General features: G+C 72.0%; 15 protein-coding genes. 5 read left to right on the top strand and 10 right to left on the bottom strand.

The window, feature by feature from the left end; translation table 11 throughout:
- Positions 1-37: 37 nt before the first annotated feature.
- Positions 38-919, top strand: a complete 882-nt coding sequence (locus ACBJ59_RS41065) for a helix-turn-helix domain-containing protein (protein ID WP_375115522.1) — start codon at positions 38-40, stop codon at positions 917-919.
- 135 nt (positions 920-1,054) lie between these two features.
- Positions 1,055-1,288, top strand: a complete 234-nt coding sequence (locus ACBJ59_RS41060; RefSeq protein WP_364115096.1) for a DUF397 domain-containing protein — start codon at positions 1,055-1,057, stop codon at positions 1,286-1,288.
- Positions 1,289-1,343: 55 nt separating this feature from the next.
- Here ACBJ59_RS41060 and ACBJ59_RS41055 read toward each other — a convergent pair whose 3' ends face one another.
- The 6 genes from ACBJ59_RS41055 to ACBJ59_RS41030 all read right to left on the bottom strand — a co-directional run bounded on the left by ACBJ59_RS41055 (position 1,344) and on the right by ACBJ59_RS41030 (position 7,392).
- Positions 1,344-1,991: a hypothetical protein gene (locus ACBJ59_RS41055; protein ID WP_375115521.1), complete on the bottom strand. Its 648-nt coding sequence runs from the start codon at positions 1,989-1,991 to the stop codon at positions 1,344-1,346.
- A gap of 555 nt (positions 1,992-2,546) precedes the next feature.
- Positions 2,547-3,740 carry an esterase-like activity of phytase family protein gene (locus ACBJ59_RS41050; RefSeq protein WP_375115520.1) on the bottom strand — a complete coding sequence of 398 codons (1,194 nt, stop codon included), beginning with the start codon at positions 3,738-3,740 and terminating at the stop codon, positions 2,547-2,549.
- Positions 3,741-3,993: 253 nt separating this feature from the next.
- Entirely contained in the window at positions 3,994-4,305 is a 312-nt protein-coding gene (locus ACBJ59_RS41045) for a WhiB family transcriptional regulator (RefSeq protein ID WP_080036407.1), read from the bottom strand.
- Between the two features lie 100 nt (positions 4,306-4,405).
- Complete coding sequence (locus ACBJ59_RS41040; RefSeq protein ID WP_364115104.1) at positions 4,406-5,254, bottom strand: sucrase ferredoxin; 849 nt, start codon at positions 5,252-5,254, stop codon at positions 4,406-4,408.
- 139 nt (positions 5,255-5,393) lie between these two features.
- Positions 5,394-6,890 (bottom strand): glycerol-3-phosphate dehydrogenase/oxidase, encoded by a 1,497-nt coding sequence (locus ACBJ59_RS41035; RefSeq protein ID WP_375115519.1) that lies wholly within the window; start codon positions 6,888-6,890, stop codon positions 5,394-5,396.
- Entirely contained in the window at positions 6,883-7,392 is a 510-nt protein-coding gene (locus ACBJ59_RS41030; RefSeq protein WP_375115518.1) for a TetR/AcrR family transcriptional regulator, read from the bottom strand. The genes ACBJ59_RS41035 and ACBJ59_RS41030 overlap by 8 nt, the downstream gene beginning before the upstream one ends.
- A 31-nt stretch (positions 7,393-7,423) precedes the next feature.
- Here ACBJ59_RS41030 and ACBJ59_RS41025 point away from each other — a divergent pair, with 31 nt between their 5' ends.
- Positions 7,424-9,004 (top strand): FAD-binding oxidoreductase, encoded by a 1,581-nt coding sequence (locus ACBJ59_RS41025; protein ID WP_375115669.1) that lies wholly within the window; start codon positions 7,424-7,426, stop codon positions 9,002-9,004.
- A 4-nt stretch (positions 9,005-9,008) separates the two neighbouring features.
- Here ACBJ59_RS41025 and ACBJ59_RS41020 read toward each other — a convergent pair whose 3' ends face one another.
- The gene (locus ACBJ59_RS41020; protein WP_375115517.1) at positions 9,009-9,422 is read right to left on the bottom strand and encodes a hypothetical protein; all 414 of its coding nucleotides are present in this window, start codon (positions 9,420-9,422) and stop codon (positions 9,009-9,011) included.
- 370 nt (positions 9,423-9,792) lie between these two features.
- Here ACBJ59_RS41020 and ACBJ59_RS41015 point away from each other — a divergent pair, with 370 nt between their 5' ends.
- Together ACBJ59_RS41015 and ACBJ59_RS41010 are read left to right on the top strand one after the other, a co-directional pair.
- A complete protein-coding gene (locus tag ACBJ59_RS41015) occupies positions 9,793-11,046 on the top strand; it encodes a metallophosphoesterase family protein (RefSeq protein WP_375115668.1) in 1,254 nt (417 codons plus the stop codon).
- A 39-nt stretch (positions 11,047-11,085) separates the two neighbouring features.
- Entirely contained in the window at positions 11,086-12,654 is a 1,569-nt protein-coding gene (locus tag ACBJ59_RS41010) for a bifunctional 3'-5' exonuclease/DNA polymerase (protein ID WP_375115516.1), read from the top strand.
- Between the two features lie 13 nt (positions 12,655-12,667).
- On the opposite strand, the gene ACBJ59_RS41005 is transcribed toward ACBJ59_RS41010, so the two are convergent.
- The 3 genes from ACBJ59_RS41005 to ACBJ59_RS40995 all read right to left on the bottom strand — a co-directional run bounded on the left by ACBJ59_RS41005 (position 12,668) and on the right by ACBJ59_RS40995 (position 16,080).
- Positions 12,668-13,909, bottom strand: a complete 1,242-nt coding sequence (locus ACBJ59_RS41005) for an MFS transporter (protein ID WP_375115515.1) — start codon at positions 13,907-13,909, stop codon at positions 12,668-12,670.
- A gap of 156 nt (positions 13,910-14,065) precedes the next feature.
- The gene (locus ACBJ59_RS41000) at positions 14,066-14,884 is read right to left on the bottom strand and encodes an MOSC domain-containing protein (protein ID WP_375115514.1); all 819 of its coding nucleotides are present in this window, start codon (positions 14,882-14,884) and stop codon (positions 14,066-14,068) included.
- On the bottom strand, positions 14,881-16,080 hold the full coding sequence (locus ACBJ59_RS40995; RefSeq protein WP_375115513.1) for a Cmx/CmrA family chloramphenicol efflux MFS transporter: 1,200 nt from the start codon (positions 16,078-16,080) through the stop codon (positions 14,881-14,883). The genes ACBJ59_RS41000 and ACBJ59_RS40995 overlap by 4 nt, the downstream gene beginning before the upstream one ends.
- Between the last annotated feature and the right edge of the window lie 22 nt (positions 16,081-16,102).

Here is a 16,102-nt window from a genome sequence, read left to right as displayed (position 1 = left end):
TCGCATCTGCACGTGCAGATGACCTAGGAGCGATGCAGTGAGCGCAGAGAGCGCGGAAGCGAAGCTTCTCAGCTATTCGCCGGGGAGCCCGACGGTGCTGCGGATCCTGCTCGGGACTCAGCTGCGCAGGCTCCGTACGGAGCAGGGTATCTCGCGAGAGGACGCCGGATACTCGATTCGCGCATCTCATGCCAAGATCAGTCGGCTGGAGCTCGGCCAGGTCAGCTTCAAGCAGCGCGACGTGGCCGATCTGCTGACGCTCTACGGCGTCACCGACCCGGCCGAGCGCGAGCCCCTCCTGGCCCTCGCCAAGCAGGCCAACGCCCCAGGCTGGTGGCACAAATACGGCGACCTGCTGCCCGCCTGGTTCGAGGTGTACATCGGCCTGGAGGGCGCCGCGTCCAGCATCCGTACCTACGAGAACCAGTTCGTCCCCGGGCTCCTCCAGACCCCCGCCTACGCCAGGGCGGTGATCGAGCTGGCCCACGAGAAGGCCTCCAGGTCCGAGCTCGACCGGCGGGTGGACCTGCGCACCACCCGGCAGAAGCGGCTGGAGAGCGGCCTGACGCTCTGGGCCGTGATCGACGAGGCCGTCGTGCGCCGCACGCTGGGCGGCCCGGAGACGATGCGCGAGCAGATCGCCCATCTCCTGGACATCACGGCCGAGCGCAACGTCACCGTGCAGATCATGCCGTTCGACCGCGGCGGCCACGCGGCGGCCGGCGGCCCCTTCAGCATCCTGCGCTTCCCCGAGCGCGATCTGCCCGACGTCGTCTACATGGAGCAGCTCACCAGCGCCCTCTACCTGGACAAACCCGCCGACTCCGACCACTACATGGAGGTCATGGATCGGCTCAGCATCCAGGCGGAGGAGCCCAAGGCGACCCGGCGCTTCCTGGAACGCCTCATTTCCGCATAAGCCGCTGATATCCCTGTGATCCACTCCATACCGGGATTTTTGGACGTCCGGTATATGGAGCAGTTCGTGCTGCCGTATTGTCAGCTCGCAAACGCGGATGCACGTGCATCCGTAAGATCGCGAGGAGCTGCCCCCATGCATGAGTTCCGGAACGGAACGCCCGCCGGCCGCCTTCCCGTCGTCTGGCGCAAGAGCAGGCGGAGCAACCCCAACGGCAACTGCGTCGAGGTCGCGAACCTGCCCACGGGGGAGATCGCCATGCGTAACTCCCGGTTTCCCGAAGGCCCGGCCCTGGTCTACACGCAGGCCGAGATCACCGCGTTCGTCCTCGGGGCGAAGGACGGCGAGTTCGACGATCTCATCGTCTGATCCGGCGGCCCGCCACCCGCCGCCGGGTTAAGGTCTGCCCGGCGACGGGTTTCGGTCACGAGGGCTGTGACACCGGCTCGTTGTGCCAGCGCCATGTCGTCAGGCGCGGGCGGCCGGGGAGCTCGGCCCGCCCGGTGGCCCACAGCAGGGTCGTCCAGGGATCCGTGTCGCGCGGGGCGCCGGGGAAGAGCCGGGCCAGCACCCGCGCGCACGTGTCCGCGGGCGGCGCCCAGGCGAGACCGAGGCCCTGGGCCATGTCGTACGTGTGGACGAGGGTCTCCACGAGACCCATCGCGGCGGAGGCGGCCGGGTCCGCGGCCCCGAAGACGTGGTGCGCGCGGGCGTCCGGCGGCGCCGTGCGTACCATCGCCACGAGCAGCGCGCCGCTCGTCTGCAGCACCTGCAGCAGCCCCGTGACCCCCGCCTCGCGGTCGGCGTGCACCGAGTTCCGCGGCCCGCCCGGCCGGCGGCTCTCCAGGGCGAAGGGGACGCTGACGTCCAGCGGGGGAGTCGTGAGGCCGAGCTGCACGGCATAGGCGAACAGGTCGTCGGACAGGTGCTCGGCGGTCTCCCAGCAGGTCCAGTCGAGGCTCCCGGCCTTGCTCTCCCAGGCGTCGGTCCCGGGCGCGTCCCGGAGGGTCTCGACCGCGAGCCGCACGGTCCGCTCGAGGTCGTCCGCGGGCGACGGTTCATGTTCTGACATGGCAAGGGACCCTATCGCCGGGGCCGCTGCGCTCCTCCGGGTGCGAGCAAAGATGATCTTCGTGCTGCTCGTCCTGTACGGGACGTCCGCGGGCCTCGAGTACGACCCGGCCGGGTGGCGGGTGATCCTGCAGCCCGCGACCCGCGGCGCGGCGGAGGTCTACTGGCAGCCCGTGGATCCCGATCTCGCACCGCCCTACCTGCTCTATGACACCCGCACGCTCGTCGTCCCCTACGTCACCGGGCGCGGGCGCGAGCTGGCCGGTCGGCGGGTCGCGAGGGACGTGCCCCAGGTGCGGCGGCAGGTGCGCAACAGCCAGGCCGTGCTGGACAGGGTGCCGGCGTGGCCGGTGGACGACGAGCATGTCATGAGCGGGGGGGCCCGATCCCCGGCTGAACCGGATCGTGGTGGTGACCGACACCGTCGACCAGGGTCTGCGCCGCAGGGCCGCCGAGAGCTGGGGCGAGCTCGTGGTCATCGAGTGGGACCCGTTCGCGGCGCCGCTGAAGAACCTGTGAACGCGGGCGAGGCGGCCTCGCCCGCGTTCCGTGGTCGTTACCGGTAGACGCGGGGGTCGGCCTGGAGGCCGTGCGTCAGCCGTACCGTGATGAACTCGTTGTCGTCCAGCTTGCCGGGGGTCCGGCCGTTGGAGAAGGGGAAGTTGTTGTCGTCGAGCACGCCGAGCGTGCGGTCGTCCAGGATGACGACGTCCTCGATCGTCTGGAACGGGAACCTGAACGTGCCCGCCGCGCCGCCCAGCCCGCGCGGGTCGGCGATGTCGAGCAGGTCGGCGACCAGGGTCTTGTCGAGCTTGCCGTCGCGGTCCCTGTCGCGCATGTCGGCGAGGTAGATGCGCTTGACCTTCGCGGCGTCGCCCTGGAGGTTGTCCCGCTCGATGATCAGGAAGCGGTTGGCGTCGACGGCGATCGCGTCGCCGATGGCGTGCGAGGGGTCTTCGAGCTGGTACGTCCAGCGCCGGTCGGTGTAGGCCTTCTTGCGCAGATCGAACTCGTACATCCGGAGCGTGCCCGCCGGGTCGCCGCTCACCGTGCCCTCCAGCAGCGGGTAGAGGCGGCGGCCGTCGACCGACCTGGCCATGCCCTCGAAGCCCTTGCTGCCGCCGAGGTTCGGCTGGCCGCCGTCGAGATACGGGTTCTCGGGGGCCTTGACGCCGGGCAGCTGGACCGGGGCGTCCATCAGGCGGCCCTTGCGGTCGAAGTGCAGCAGGAACGGGCCGAACTCGTCGCCGATCCAGTACGTGCCGTCCACCAGGCGCACGATCGACTCGACGTCGAAGTCGGAGCCGGTCAGCGTCCGGTCCTGCCGGGTGAGCGGGAACGGCACCAGCTTGCGCGGGTCGGTCAGGTTGAAGCCGCCGAGCACCTCGACGGTCTTGGTCTTGAAGTCCGGCTTGACGCTGTGGACGCGGAGCAGGAAGTCCGAGCTGTTGGCCTTGTTGCCGTAGCCGTTGTCGGACAGCACGTCGAACGTGCCGTCGTGGCGGCGGGCGATGCCGCTGAAGCCCTGGACGGGCTGGCCGGTGAAGGGCGGGGTGACGCCGTTGACCGGAGCCGTGCCCAGCAGCGACCCGGACGCCTCGCTGCCGGGGACGAACGTCAGGGCGGGCAGGGAGGCGAAGCCGGTCAGGGTGGCCCGGCCGAAAGCGGCCCGATCGGGATCCGCGGAGGCGGGGGCGGCCAGGCCGACAGCCAGCGCGCCCGCGCACATCAGGATGGCGATGCGTTTCATGGCGGGCACCCTAGGGCGGCCACATGACGGCATTCCGAACGGACGGCAACGGGCGATGTCGGCTGGATGTCTGACGGGTCGGGAGTTCTGGGGGAATCTCCGCGACCACGATGCTTGCGGGCTTGGGTGAGGTTTGTGCCTGATCAGGCAGTTGCCCCGACCGGGTTCGCCGGGGCCTGGACATGGAGGGCCAGGCTCCGGTTCATCGGGACAACTGCGTGATCACGCGATGCTGGTGACGCTGCCGGGTGTGTCAGGCGGCGGAGATGCCGGCGCTGGCCGCGCGGCGCATACGACGGCGACGCTCGCTGGCGCGCTCGTCCTCGTTGAGACCGCCCCACGTGCCGTACTTCTCGGGCCGGGACAGCGCGTAGTCAAGGCACTCGTTGCGGACAGGGCACTGGGCGCAGATCGCCTTGGCCTTCCGCTCACGTACGTCACGCTCGGGCTGCCGCTCCCCATCGGGGCCGAAGAAGAGCACGAGGTCCTCACCCCGGCACGCGGCATCATCCTGCCAACCCCAGCTGGGGCGCGGGCGGGCGAGCTGCCGACGTACCTGAGACATGAGAAAACCACCTTCGTGAGAGGTATTTCGGTAATTGAGCCGCATTGGACGCTTTTGGCGTCACTGTTCCAACGCAACGTAGGGCCGTGATGTTCCCTCTTCAGGCAAGGGCAGGCGTGGCGTACCGCACAGGCGTGAGCCTGTCCAGCGAAACCAGCCGGTAGGTGGTGATCGTCTCGGCGCAAGCCGTACCACACGGCGCTGTGAACGCCGATGGCTCAATCACAACCTGGAGCCGGACATCTCCGCAGCTCCGCGCGTTGACCCGCACGATGGCTACGGTGACGTCGCCGTCCGTCCTGGAGGATTCCACGGCCACCGCGCCGACGGAGCGCTCTCCCGTATGGGCTCGGGCGAAGTGCTCGACGGCCTGCAATGGCTCAGGGATGCCTGCGCGTCCCCGGTAGCGGTCGAGGATGACCTCGCCCGACCGGTACGCGTTAGCCGCTGCCAGTGCAGCAGCCTGAGACATGCTGCCGTAGAAAATTCCGTGTGGCAAGCACACGAGGTTGGCGGCGTAACGATCGCCGCCAACGTGTGACGTTTCCCACACTCTGTCCGGCAAGTTTTCGGCCAGGGACCGAGCGAGGGGTAGTCCAATGCGGGCGCAGCACACATTGCGCTTGGCGTGCGTGCAGACCAGAAATACCGGCTCGTCTTCAAGTATGCAGGACTCCGGGACCACTCCGGCCACCAGCGCGTCCAGGTCAAGATCGTCAGGACCTGCGATGACGCCCTGCGCCAGCCAGGGGTGCTCGCCCACCGCGTAGGCCACTAGCACACGGATTCCCTGCTCCCGTGGGCGGGTCCGCTTTCCCGGGCGGCGGATCAGCTGGGGCCTGATACCGCGTTCGAGCGCGCGCCGCACGAGTTCCGAGATTTCTGCGGGAAGTTCGAAGTTTTCCAGGTGCGAGGGCCAGGCTCCGGTGTATTCGATGAGGAGCCACATCCTGGCTCCCACGGTGGCGCTGGCCAGCGTGGGCACCTTTCCGGTGTGGCACCCGACCGGATGCTCGCAGACCCTTGCCAACGCACGTATCCCTTCCCCGATCCGACTTAGGTAAGACTAACCTAACGGATCGGCGGGTTTAGGCGCGGGAGTATCGGTCCAATACGTCCCGTGTCGCCGGAAGGGCGCGGTCCCTGTCCCGCGTGACCAGGCCGATCCTGGTCCGCCGGTCCAGCAGGTCGCCCTCGTCGAGCGCCCCCTCGTGCAGGACCGACCAGATCAGCTCGCCCTTCGTGAGGCCGAGCCCGATCTCCTCCGGGTGCGCCTTGACGAGCTCGTGCACCGCTTCCGCCTCGGAGCCGTACCGCTCCGCCAGGCGCGCCGGCACCCCGGAGGGCTGCGGACCCGCGCCGGTGAGGGGGATCCGCCGCGTACGGCAACGGGCTGCCCGGAGGTTCGCGTACGAAACCGCTCGATCCACCGCGTCCTCGGCCATGCGGCGATATGTCGTCAGCTTGCCCCCCACCACGGTCACGACGCCGCCCTCGGTGAGCACCGCGTGCCTCCGGGAGAGGTCGGCCGTCCGGCCGTCTGCCGCCAGGAGCGGCCTGAGGCCCGCGTAGGCGCCCGCGACCGCCTCTCTGGTCACCTGAACCTCAAGCACCCCGTTCAGCACCTCCAGGAGCGTTCTGACGTCCTCCTCGGGCGCCTCGGGCACGTCCGGCACCGGACCGTCCACCGGCTCGTCCGTGAGGCCCACGTAGACGCGGCCGTCGCGCTGGGGGAGCACGAGCGCGAACCGGTTGGACTCGCCGGGGATGGGCACGTGCATGCCCGCGATCAGCCCGGGGAGCGTCCCCGGCGGCAGGACGAGGTGGGTCCCCCGTGACGGGCGCAGCTTCACGGCGGGGTCCAGCGTGCCCGCCCACACCCCGGTGGCGTTGATCACCACCCGGGCCCGGAGCGTGAACTCCTCGCCCGTCAGCTCGTCGCGGACCGCCGCGCCCTGATCCGTGAGCCGCAGCGCGCGGCAGCGGGTCAGCACGCGGGCCCCGTGCGCGGCCGCCGTCCTGGCGATCGCCACCACCAGGCGGGCGTCGTCGAGCAGCCGGCCGTCCCACGACAGCAGCGCGCCGCGCAGGCCGTCGGGCCGCAGCACGGGCGCCAGCGTGCGGGCGCGGGCCCCGGCCAGACGCGTCGGGCCGGGCAGCAGGCGACGCGGCGTGCGGGCGGCGGCCCGCAGCCCGTCGCCGAGCCGGTAGCCGGTCATCACCAGCGCCGCCTGCCGCCGCGAGACGGCCGCGGTCAGCGGCAGCAGGTACGGGTGCGCCTTCACCAGGTGCGGAGCCGTCCTCCTGAGCAGGATCCCGCGCTCGACCGCGCTCTCGTAGGCGACGTCCACCTGCCCCTTGGCCAGGTAGCGCAGGCCGCCGTGCACCATCTTGGAGCTCCACCTCGACGTCCCGAAAGCCAGGTCGTGGGCGTCGATCGCCGCTACGCTCAGCCCCCGGGCGGCGGCGTCGAGCGCGGCGCCCGCGCCCGTCGCGCCCAGCCCCACCACCAGCACGTCCACCCGTTCCTCGGCGACCCGGCGCAGCTCGCGGGATCGTCTGGCGGCGTTGAGAGAGCTATCCAAGGTAGGCCTCCAGCAGGGCGGCGAGCTCGGCGTCGAGCTCGTCCAGCGTCACGGGGTCGAGCATGGTCGGAGCGGACAGGAGGAACGACTGGGCGACCAGCAGCACCGCCCGGGCCTTGCGCGGATCGCCGACCACCCGTTCGAGCACCTCGAGGATGGCCTCGTGGCTGGCGCCGCGCCGGTCCAGCAGGTACGGCACGAGCAGCTCGGGATCCGCCTCCACGATCTTGCGCCACAACGGGTGCGCGCGCAGCCCCCGGACGCCGGCCACCACCGCGCGCACCGGGTCCGACAGGTCCAGCTCGCCCACCACGCGCACCCACTCCCTGGTCATCAGGTCGGCCACCAGCGTGCGCACGTCGGGCCAGCGGCGGTAGAGCGTCATCCGCGACACCCCCGCCCGGCGCGCCACGTCCGTGAGCGTGGTCCTGCGCACCCCGTAGGCCAGCACGCAGTCGCGGGCCGCGTCCAGCACGACCTCGTTGTGACGGATCGACGTCATGTGTCACAGTGTAAGCGTGACTGGAGAACCCATGCTGTGGTCGGGCTGGGGCGACCCCGCCAAGGCCCGCGAGCTGCCCGAGCAGATCCGCGATCTGCTGCGCGACCTGCTCGGCGTCCGCGCGCCCGGCACCCCCGCCGCCTCGCTGGAGTCCGTGAGCCTCCCGCCCGTCGCCCTGTCCGGGCCCCGGCTCGACGCGCTCGCCGAGGTCGTCGGCGCGGAGCACGTGCTGACGGGCCACGAGGCGCGCGTCCGCCACACGCGCGGCAAGTCCACCCCCGACCTGCTGCGCATGCGCGCGGGGGACGGCTCCGACGCGCCGGACGCCGTGGTGCTGCCCGGCTCGCACGACGAGGTGGCCGAGCTGCTGCGGCTGTGCTCGCGGGAGCGGATCGCGGTCGTGCCCTTCGGCGGCGGCACCTCGGTGGTGGGCGGGCTCGCCGCGGCCCGCGCGGGGTTCGCCGGGGTGATCGCGCTTGACCTGGCCCGGCTCGACCGGCTCCGGTCGGTGGACGCCGAGTCGATGGTGGCCGAGTTCGAGCCGGGAGTGCGGGCTCCGGACGCCGAGCGGCTGCTCGCCGCGCACGGGCTGACGCTGGGCCACTTCCCCCAGTCCTTCGAGTACGCCACGCTGGGCGGCTTCGCCGCGGCCCGCTCCAGCGGCCAGGCCTCGGCCGGCTACGGCCGCTTCGACGACATGGTCGTGGGCCTCACCCTGGTCACCCCGTCGGGCACCCTGGCGCTCGGCCGCGCCCCCAAGTCGGCGGCCGGGCCCGACCTGCGACAGCTCGTGCTCGGCTCGGAGGGCGCCTTCGGCGTCATCACCTCGCTGCGGCTGCGGGTCCGCCGGGCCCCCGCCGAGCGACGGTACGAAGGGTGGCGGTTCGCGTCGTTCGCGGCGGGTTCCGCCGCCATGCGGGCGCTCGCCCAGGAAGGGCCGCTGCCGACCGTGCTCAGGCTGTCGGACGAGACCGAGACGATGATCGGCCTGGCCAAGCCGGACGCGATCGGCTCGGGCGGCTCGGGCGGCTCGGGCGGCTCCGGCTGCCTGCTGATCGCCGGCTACGAGGGGGCCAGGGTGGGCGACCGGCACGCGGCCGCCTCCGCCGTGCTGGCCCGGACGGGCGGCGAGCCGCTCGGGCCGGAGCCGGGCCAGGCGTGGGAGCACGGCCGCTTCTCCGCCCCCTACCTGCGCGACTCCCTGCTCGCGGCCGGGGCCACCGTCGAGACGCTGGAGACGGCCGGGTTCTGGGCGAACCTGCCCCGGCTCTACGACGCCGTGCGGCTGGCGCTGCTCGGCGCGCTCGGCTCCCCGCTCGTCATGTGCCACGTCTCGCACGTCTACGAGACCGGCGCCTCGCTCTACTTCACCGTCGTGACCCCGCAGGACGCCGACCCCGTGGCCCAGTGGGAGCGGGCCAAGGAGGCCGTGAACGCGGCCATCGTCGAGGCGGGCGGCACGATCAGCCACCACCACGGCGTGGGCCGCGACCACCGCGACGCCTACGCGGCCGAGATCGGGCCCGTGGGCGCGGCCGTCCTGCGGGCGGTCAAGGCGGAGCTCGACCCCGCCGGGATACTCAACCCTGGGGTGCTCGTCCCGGAGGGGTGAAAGGTCAGTCCGTGGGCGGGATCCGGTCGGCCTCGGCCATCGTCGCGGCGGCCTCGCTGTAGCGGTGCAGGGCCTCGAAAACGCCGGCCAGGCACATCAGCGAGACGACCAGCGGTCCCCCGCCGACCGAGCGGTCCAGCGCCACCGCCTCCTGCGCCAGAGGCAGCGCCTCGGTGGCCTTGCCCCGCTTGAGCAGCAGCTTCGCGGTCGTGCGCAGGCACCGCGACAGCAGCTCCGTGTGCTCCTCCGGCGACTTCCCGGCCAGCACCCTGCTGCGTGCGATCGCCTCGCTCGCACTGCTGAGCGCCGCCCCGCCGCTCCAGCGCGGCCGGGTCTGGGCGAACGCGAGCAGTCCCTCTATGGCCGCCACGTCGGCGGACCCCTTGCGTGTCGCGTCGTCCGGGTCGTTACGGTGCATGGGAGCCTCCCCTTGGCGGTCCCAACCGCTTGCTTGGGGGGTGAGGTTACACCATTGCGCACCTTCTGTGTTCCCAGCGGTACGGAGCGTTCGGGATGCACAAATGGTAGATCGCGGTAAAGATGTGGTCATGGTGGATGTCGCGGCTGAGCGGGGAAAGCAGCTTTCGTCCCGGGTCTCGGAGGAGGGGGCGGGGTGGGCCTGCTCGCAGACGGGTACATTCGCGCAGCTCAGACCTAATGGGCATGGCTTCAGCTGGTTGAATTTGCGCACACTCTGGCTCTCTCGCAACGAGATCCTGGCGGGGTTGTTCGGCGATCCCTCGGGGGAGGTCCGGGCGCGGTGGCTGAAGGCGCAGGAAGCGCGCGGGATTGATCCGGAATTTCGTATCACGCCCCCTGTTGGGGGGAATTTCAGTTTCCTTCTGCTCGGCGATACGGGAGAGGGAGATGCCTCCCAGTACGCCGTTGTTCCGGGCCTGTTGAAAATAGGGGAGCAGACGTCCTTTGCCATCATCGCGAGCGATGTGATCTATCCGACGGGATCGGGCAACGAGTACGGGGACAAGTTCTTCCGTCCGTACAAGGACTACGACGCCCCGATCTACGCCATCCCCGGCAACCATGACTGGTACGACGGGCTCGGCGGGTTCATGCGGGTCTTCTGCGACGCTCCGCCGCTCAAGCCGAAGCCGGACCGGGGGCTGCGCGGGCTGCTGTGGCGCAAGCCGGAGACGATCGACGAGGCTCGGCTGGCGACGGCGCGGGAGCTCAGGGGCAAGCCGTCCCAGCAGGCGACGCAGCCGGGGCCGTACTGGGTGATCGAGAGCGACAGCCTGCTCGTCGTGGGCGTGGACACCGGCATCAGGAACGTGATCGACCGGGCCCAGACCGCGTGGCTGCGCCGGGTCTCGCTCGATCCCCGGCCGAAGATCCTGGTGACCGGCAAGCCGATCTACACCGGCAACACGTACAAGCCGTCGCCGCTGGAGGGCGGCGGGACGATCGACGACATCGTGCGCGACCCGGCACACCGGTACGTCGCGGCCATCGGCGGCGACGTGCACAACTACCAGCGTTATCCGGTCGAGCTGGACGACGGCCGGGTGATCCAGTACATCGTGTCGGGCGGCGGCGGGGCGTTCATGCACGCGACGCACACCATCCAGCGGGTGGACGTGGCGGGGGTGCACGAGGACGCCTTCAAGTGCTACCCGCTGCGCGGTGACTCGCTGTCGTTCTACAGCCAGCTCTACTCCAGGCGGCTGCGGATGAAGTGGCTCTACCTGACGCCCTCCGAGGCGCTGTGCATCATGTCGGAGCACATCAGGAACGAGCCGGTCAGGACACCGACGGGGCCGGTGACGATCACCCGGCGGATGCGGTGGGCGGCCCGACTGCTGGGGGCCTGGCCGTGGCCGCTGCGGCTGCCGGTGGACAGGGTGTTCCACCGCTACCTGTCGGAGCTGTCCGACTGGGACACGCCGCCGTTCTTCAAGCAGTTCCTGCACGCCACGGTGACCCCCGGCGAGCTGGTCCTGCGGTGTTTCGCGGCCACCGGGTGCCTGGGGCAGGAGCTGGAACCTCCGATGGAGGACGAGGTGCGCATCAGCCTGGCACCCTGACGGGCGATTCTGTCGGGAGCGTTTGGCACCCTTGGCCATGTGTACGTCGTGGTCGCAGGGGAGACGGTGCTGCCGGTCGGGGGCTCCGCGCGCCGTCCCGCCGATCTCGCCGGCGCGGTGCGCGAGCTGGAGGCGGCCGAGCGGCCCCGGTGGGTGTGGGCCGACACGCGCGAGGCGTACGCTCCGCTGCTGGAGCAGGGGGTGCGGGTCGCGCGCTGCCACGACCTCGCGCTGACCGAGGGGCTGCTGCTGGCCCACGCGGGCCGCTACGGCGAGCCGCGCTCGGTCAGGGCCGCGCACGCCAGGCTGCGCGGCCTGCCGGTGCCGGAGGAGCAGCCCAGCGCGCCCGGCACGCTGTTCGAGCCCGAGCCGCTCGGCGCGGAGGCCGTCGCCGAGGTGCTGGACGACCAGCTCCGGCGCATCGCCGCGCTGCCCGAGCCGGGCAGGTTCCGGCTGCTGGTGGCCGCCGAGTCGGCCGGGGCGCTCGTGGCGGTCGAGATGTCCCACGAGGGCATGCCGTGGCGCAGGGACGTGCACGACGCGCTGCTGACCGAGCTGCTCGGGCCGCGGCCCGTGCACGGCATGCGCCCGGCCAAGCTGCAGGCGCTGGCCGACGAGGTGGCGGCGGCGTTCGGGCACGCGGTCAACCCCGACTCGGTGCAGCAGCTGGTCAAGGCGTTCAAGGGCGCGGGGGTGGCGCTGAAGACGACCAGGCAGTGGGAGCTGAAGCAGATCGACCATCCGGCGGTGGCGCCGCTGCTGGCCTACAAGGAGCTGGCCCGGCTGTTCAGCGCCCACGGGTGGACGTGGGCCGACCAGTGGGTGCGCGGCGGGCGGTTCCGGCCGGAATACGTGGTGGGCGGCGTCGTGTCGGGGCGGTGGGCCACCAACGGGGGCGGCGCGCTGCAGATCCCCAAGGTGATGCGGCGGGTGGTGATGGCCGACGACGGGTGGGTGCTGGTCGTCGCCGACGCGGCGCAGCTGGAGCCGCGGGTGCTGGCGGCGATGGCCGGTGACGTGGGGCTGGCCAGGGCCGCGGGGGAGATCGACCTCTACTCGGCGCTGGCGCAGTCGTTCGGCGGCGAGCGCGGCAACGCCAAGATCGCGATGCTGTCCGCCATGTACGGCGGCACCAGCGGCGACGCCTCCAAGCTGCTGGCCGTGATGCGGCAGCGCTTCCCGAAGGCGTACCAGTTCGTCGAGGACGCGGCCAAGGCGGGGGAGGAGGGCCGCATCGTGCGGTCCTGGCTCGGGCGCACCAGCCCGCCCCCGTCGGCGCGGTGGAAGGAGCTGGTGTCGGGGCCGGAGGGCACGCGGGCGGCCAGGGACCGGGGGCGGTTCACCCGGAACTTCGTGGTGCAGGGCACGGCGGCGGAGTGGGCGCTGGCGCTGCTGGCCGTGCTGCGGGGGCGGCTGCCGGAGCCGGCCCGGCTGGTGTTCTTCCAGCACGACGAGGTGATGGTGCACTGCCCGGTGGCGCAGGCCCAGGAGGTGATCGAGGCCGTGACGGAGTCGGCGGCGGAGGCGAGCCGGCTGCTGTTCGGGCAGACTCCGGTGCGCTTCCCGATGGAGGCGGTGGCGGTCGGCTCCTACGCCGACGCCAAGTGAGGCGGCTCCCCGGTCAGGGGCCCGCGGTGACGGGAGCGGGGTCGGCGGTCCCGTAGCCGGGGGCGGCGCGGCGCCAGACGGCGGCGAGCCAGAGGCCGGCCACGGCCACCATGACCCCCACGACCAGGCCGAGCACGCCATAGCCCAGCAGGCCCACGATGGCGCCCGCGACGATCGTGCCCGTGGCGCCGCAGACGTTCATCAGCAGGTCCGACAGCCCCTGGACGGCCGGGCGGCGCTCGATCGGCACCGACTCCGTGACCAGCGCCGAGCCGGCCACCAGGCCGCAGGACCAGCCCAGCCCGAGCAGCACCAGCGCCGCCGTCACCTGCCACACCCGGTGCCCCGCCGTGCCGGCCAGCGCGGAGGCGCTGAGCAGCAGCGCCATGCCGAGCACCAGCACCGGCACCTTGCCCGCCTTGTCGGCCAGCCAGCCGACGACCGGCGACAGCACGTACATGCCGGCGATGTGCAGGCTGATCACCAGGCCGATGACGTCCAGGTTCGAGCCGTCGTGGTGCAGCTTGACCGGGGTCATCGACATGACGGAGACCATCGCCGTGTGACTGATCGCGATCATGACCAGGGCCCGGCGGGCCATCGGGGTCGTGCGCAGGGTCTGCCAGGCGGTGCGGATCGTACGGTTGCGGCCGCCGGCCTCCTCCCGCGCGCCGTTGAGCTCGCGGGCCAGCTTGAGCGGGTCGGGGCGGAGGAAGCCGATGACGACCACCAGCGCCAGGGCGAACGCCAGCGCCGCGAACGCGAACGGCCCCGCCTTCTCCACCAGCCCGAGCCGCATGCCGATCTGGTCGGCGGGCTTGGCCAGGTTCGGCCCGGCCACGGAGCCGATCGTGGAGGCCCAGACGACCAGCGACAGATGCCTGGCCGAGCGGTCCTTGGGCGACAGGTCGGTCGCCGAGTAGCGGGCCGCCAGGCCGCCGGCGCTGCCGCCGCCCACCAGCACCAGGCCGGCCAGGAGCAGCGGCCACGTACGCAGGCTGATCGCCAGCACCGAGATCGCGCAGCCCGCCAGCGCCGCCGCGTACGCCAGGGACAGGCCCGCCCGCCGCCCGCCGCTGCCCGACGCCTTGGCGGTGGGCAGGGCCAGCAGCGCCGCGCCGAGCACGGTGGCCGTGCCGGCGAAGCCGCTGATCACCGTGGACCCCGACAGCTCGTCCACGAGGACCGAGCTGAGCGCCAGCCCGACGGCGACCCCCACGCCTCCCACGATCTGCGCCGCGGAGAGGACCGCCAAGGTGCGGCGCTGGACGGTCCGAATCCGGTCAGAGGATGAGACAGCGGGCTTTGTGGGGGCACTGGTCACCCCCGAAGTCTCCCATATCCCCTAACATCGCCCCAAAGGGGACGGTGAGCGTTCTTTACCGGGCAAGTTGCCTTATTGGCATCATTTTCAGAGCACGATGACGGGATCGCCCTGCGCGATGCGGCCGGGCGCGTCCGGGATCAGGTTGACGCCGAACCACACCTTGCCGTCGCGCCTGCGATGGCGGGCCAGCGTCCTGATCGGCTCCTTGCCCTTGGCGTAGGTCGCCGGGTCGACCGTGGTCAGCACGCAGCGGTCGCAACCTTTGGCGACGCGGAACTCCACCTCGCCGATGCGCAGGCGCTTCCACTCGTCCTCGGCGAACGGCTCCGCCACCCCGTCGACCACCACGTTGGGCCGGAACCTGCTCATGGGCAGCGGCTCGGGCCGCTCCTCGCCGTGTTCGAGGGCGGTCTCGACGATCCAGTCGTCGAGCCGGGCGAGCGAGGCGGTCGTGGTGAGCAGCAGCGGGTAGCCGTCGGCCAGGGTCACCCGGTCGGCCGGCCGCCCGTACGCGGGATCGACCGGGCGGCGGGCCGGGTCGTCGAGCCACTTGAGCCTGACCGGCCGCCCCACCAGCCCGGTCAGCCACGCCGCCGCGGCGTCGCCGCAGTCGGTGACGTCCACGGGGGCGCTGCTCCCGATGGTCACAGCGGACATCGAGGAGCCGGGTACGACCGGCAACGGGTCGGCGTGCGGGCCGGTCAAGGTCAGCGTGCCGCCGTCGAGCCGGGCGACGCAGGCCAGCAGGCGCGGCTCCGCGCGGGCGGTGAGGACGTCGCCGTCCTCGTCGGTGACGAGGTAGCGCCGGTCGCCGGCGAGGCCCCACGGTCGCACTTCGGCCTCGGCGACCTCATGTCCCGCGGTGGACTTGACGGGGTAGAAGGAGATGCCCGCCAGCTTCATACGGCCGACCGTATCTCACCCCTTCCGGCCGGTTCCCTGATGGCGGAATCCGTGCGGTGCAGGGCGGCGGCGAGCGCCACCGAGGCCAGGGCGGCCACGCCGATGGCGGCGCCGATCCAGGCGACGGACGCGTAGCCGAGCCCGGCGGCGATGGCCAGGCCGCCCAGCCAGGGGCCCGTGGTGATGCCGGCGTTGAAGGCGGCGACGTTCACCGCGGCGGCCAGCGTGGGGGCGCCCTTGGCGAGGGCGAACGGGCGGGCGTTCAGCGCGGGGTTGGTGCCGAAGCCGAACGCGCCGAGCAGGAAGATCAGCGGGATGGCGAGCAGGGCGACGGTCGCGGACATGGCCAGGGCCGCCGAGGTCAGGACGAGGCCGGTGACGCCGGCGTACAGGAGGGGGAACGGGCGCGCGTCGGCGATCCTGCCCCCGAGGGTGATGCCGATCAGCGAGCCCACGCCGTACAGGGCGAGGACGGCGGGCACCCAGGCCGAGTCCAGGCCGGTGGTGCCGACCAGCAGGGCGCTCAGGTAGCTGAAGGAGGCCAGCAGGGCGCCCGTGGTCAGGGCGGTGGTGCCGTAGGCGAGCCAGAGCCGGGGCCGGGCCATCGCGCGCAGCTCGGCGGCCAGGCTCGGCGCGGACGCGGTGTCCGGGCGGCCGCCGGGGATGGTGGCGAGCACGCCGAGGCCGGCCAGGGCGGACAGCGCGGCCACCGCCCAGAACGCGGCCCGCCAGCCGAGGTGCTGGCCGATCACCGTGCCGGCGGACAGGCCGATGATCGTGGCCACGGTGAGCCCGCCGGCCAGCACGCTCATCGCCCTGGCCCGGGCGTTGGCGGGCACCAGGCCGATCGCGGTGCCGGCCGCCACGGCCCAGAAGCCCGCGTACACGAAGGCGCCCACGACGCGGGTCGCGAACAGCACGCCGTAGCTGGACGTGAGCGCGCCCGCGACGTGCGACAGGACGAAGATCGCGGTGAACGCCAGCAGCACCGTACGGCGTGGCAGGCGCAACGTGGCCACGGCCAGCACCGGCGCGCCCACCAGCATCCCGATCGCGAACGCCGAGATCAGCAGCCCCGCGTCCGGCACGGAGACGCCCAGGTCGGCGGCCATCTCGGGCAGCAGCCCGGCGAGCATGAGCTCGGAGGTGCCTTGAGCGAAGATCGAAAGTCCCAGTATGTAGATCGCCAACGGCATGGCGACTCTCCTCAACAGTTTT

It is taken from the genome of Nonomuraea sp. MTCD27 (genome assembly GCF_041950495.1).
Taxonomy (GTDB): Bacteria; Actinomycetota; Actinomycetes; order Streptosporangiales; family Streptosporangiaceae; genus Nonomuraea.
The sequence above is the reverse complement of the archived record's forward strand: the minus strand, read 5'-3'. Positions and strand labels throughout refer to the sequence as shown.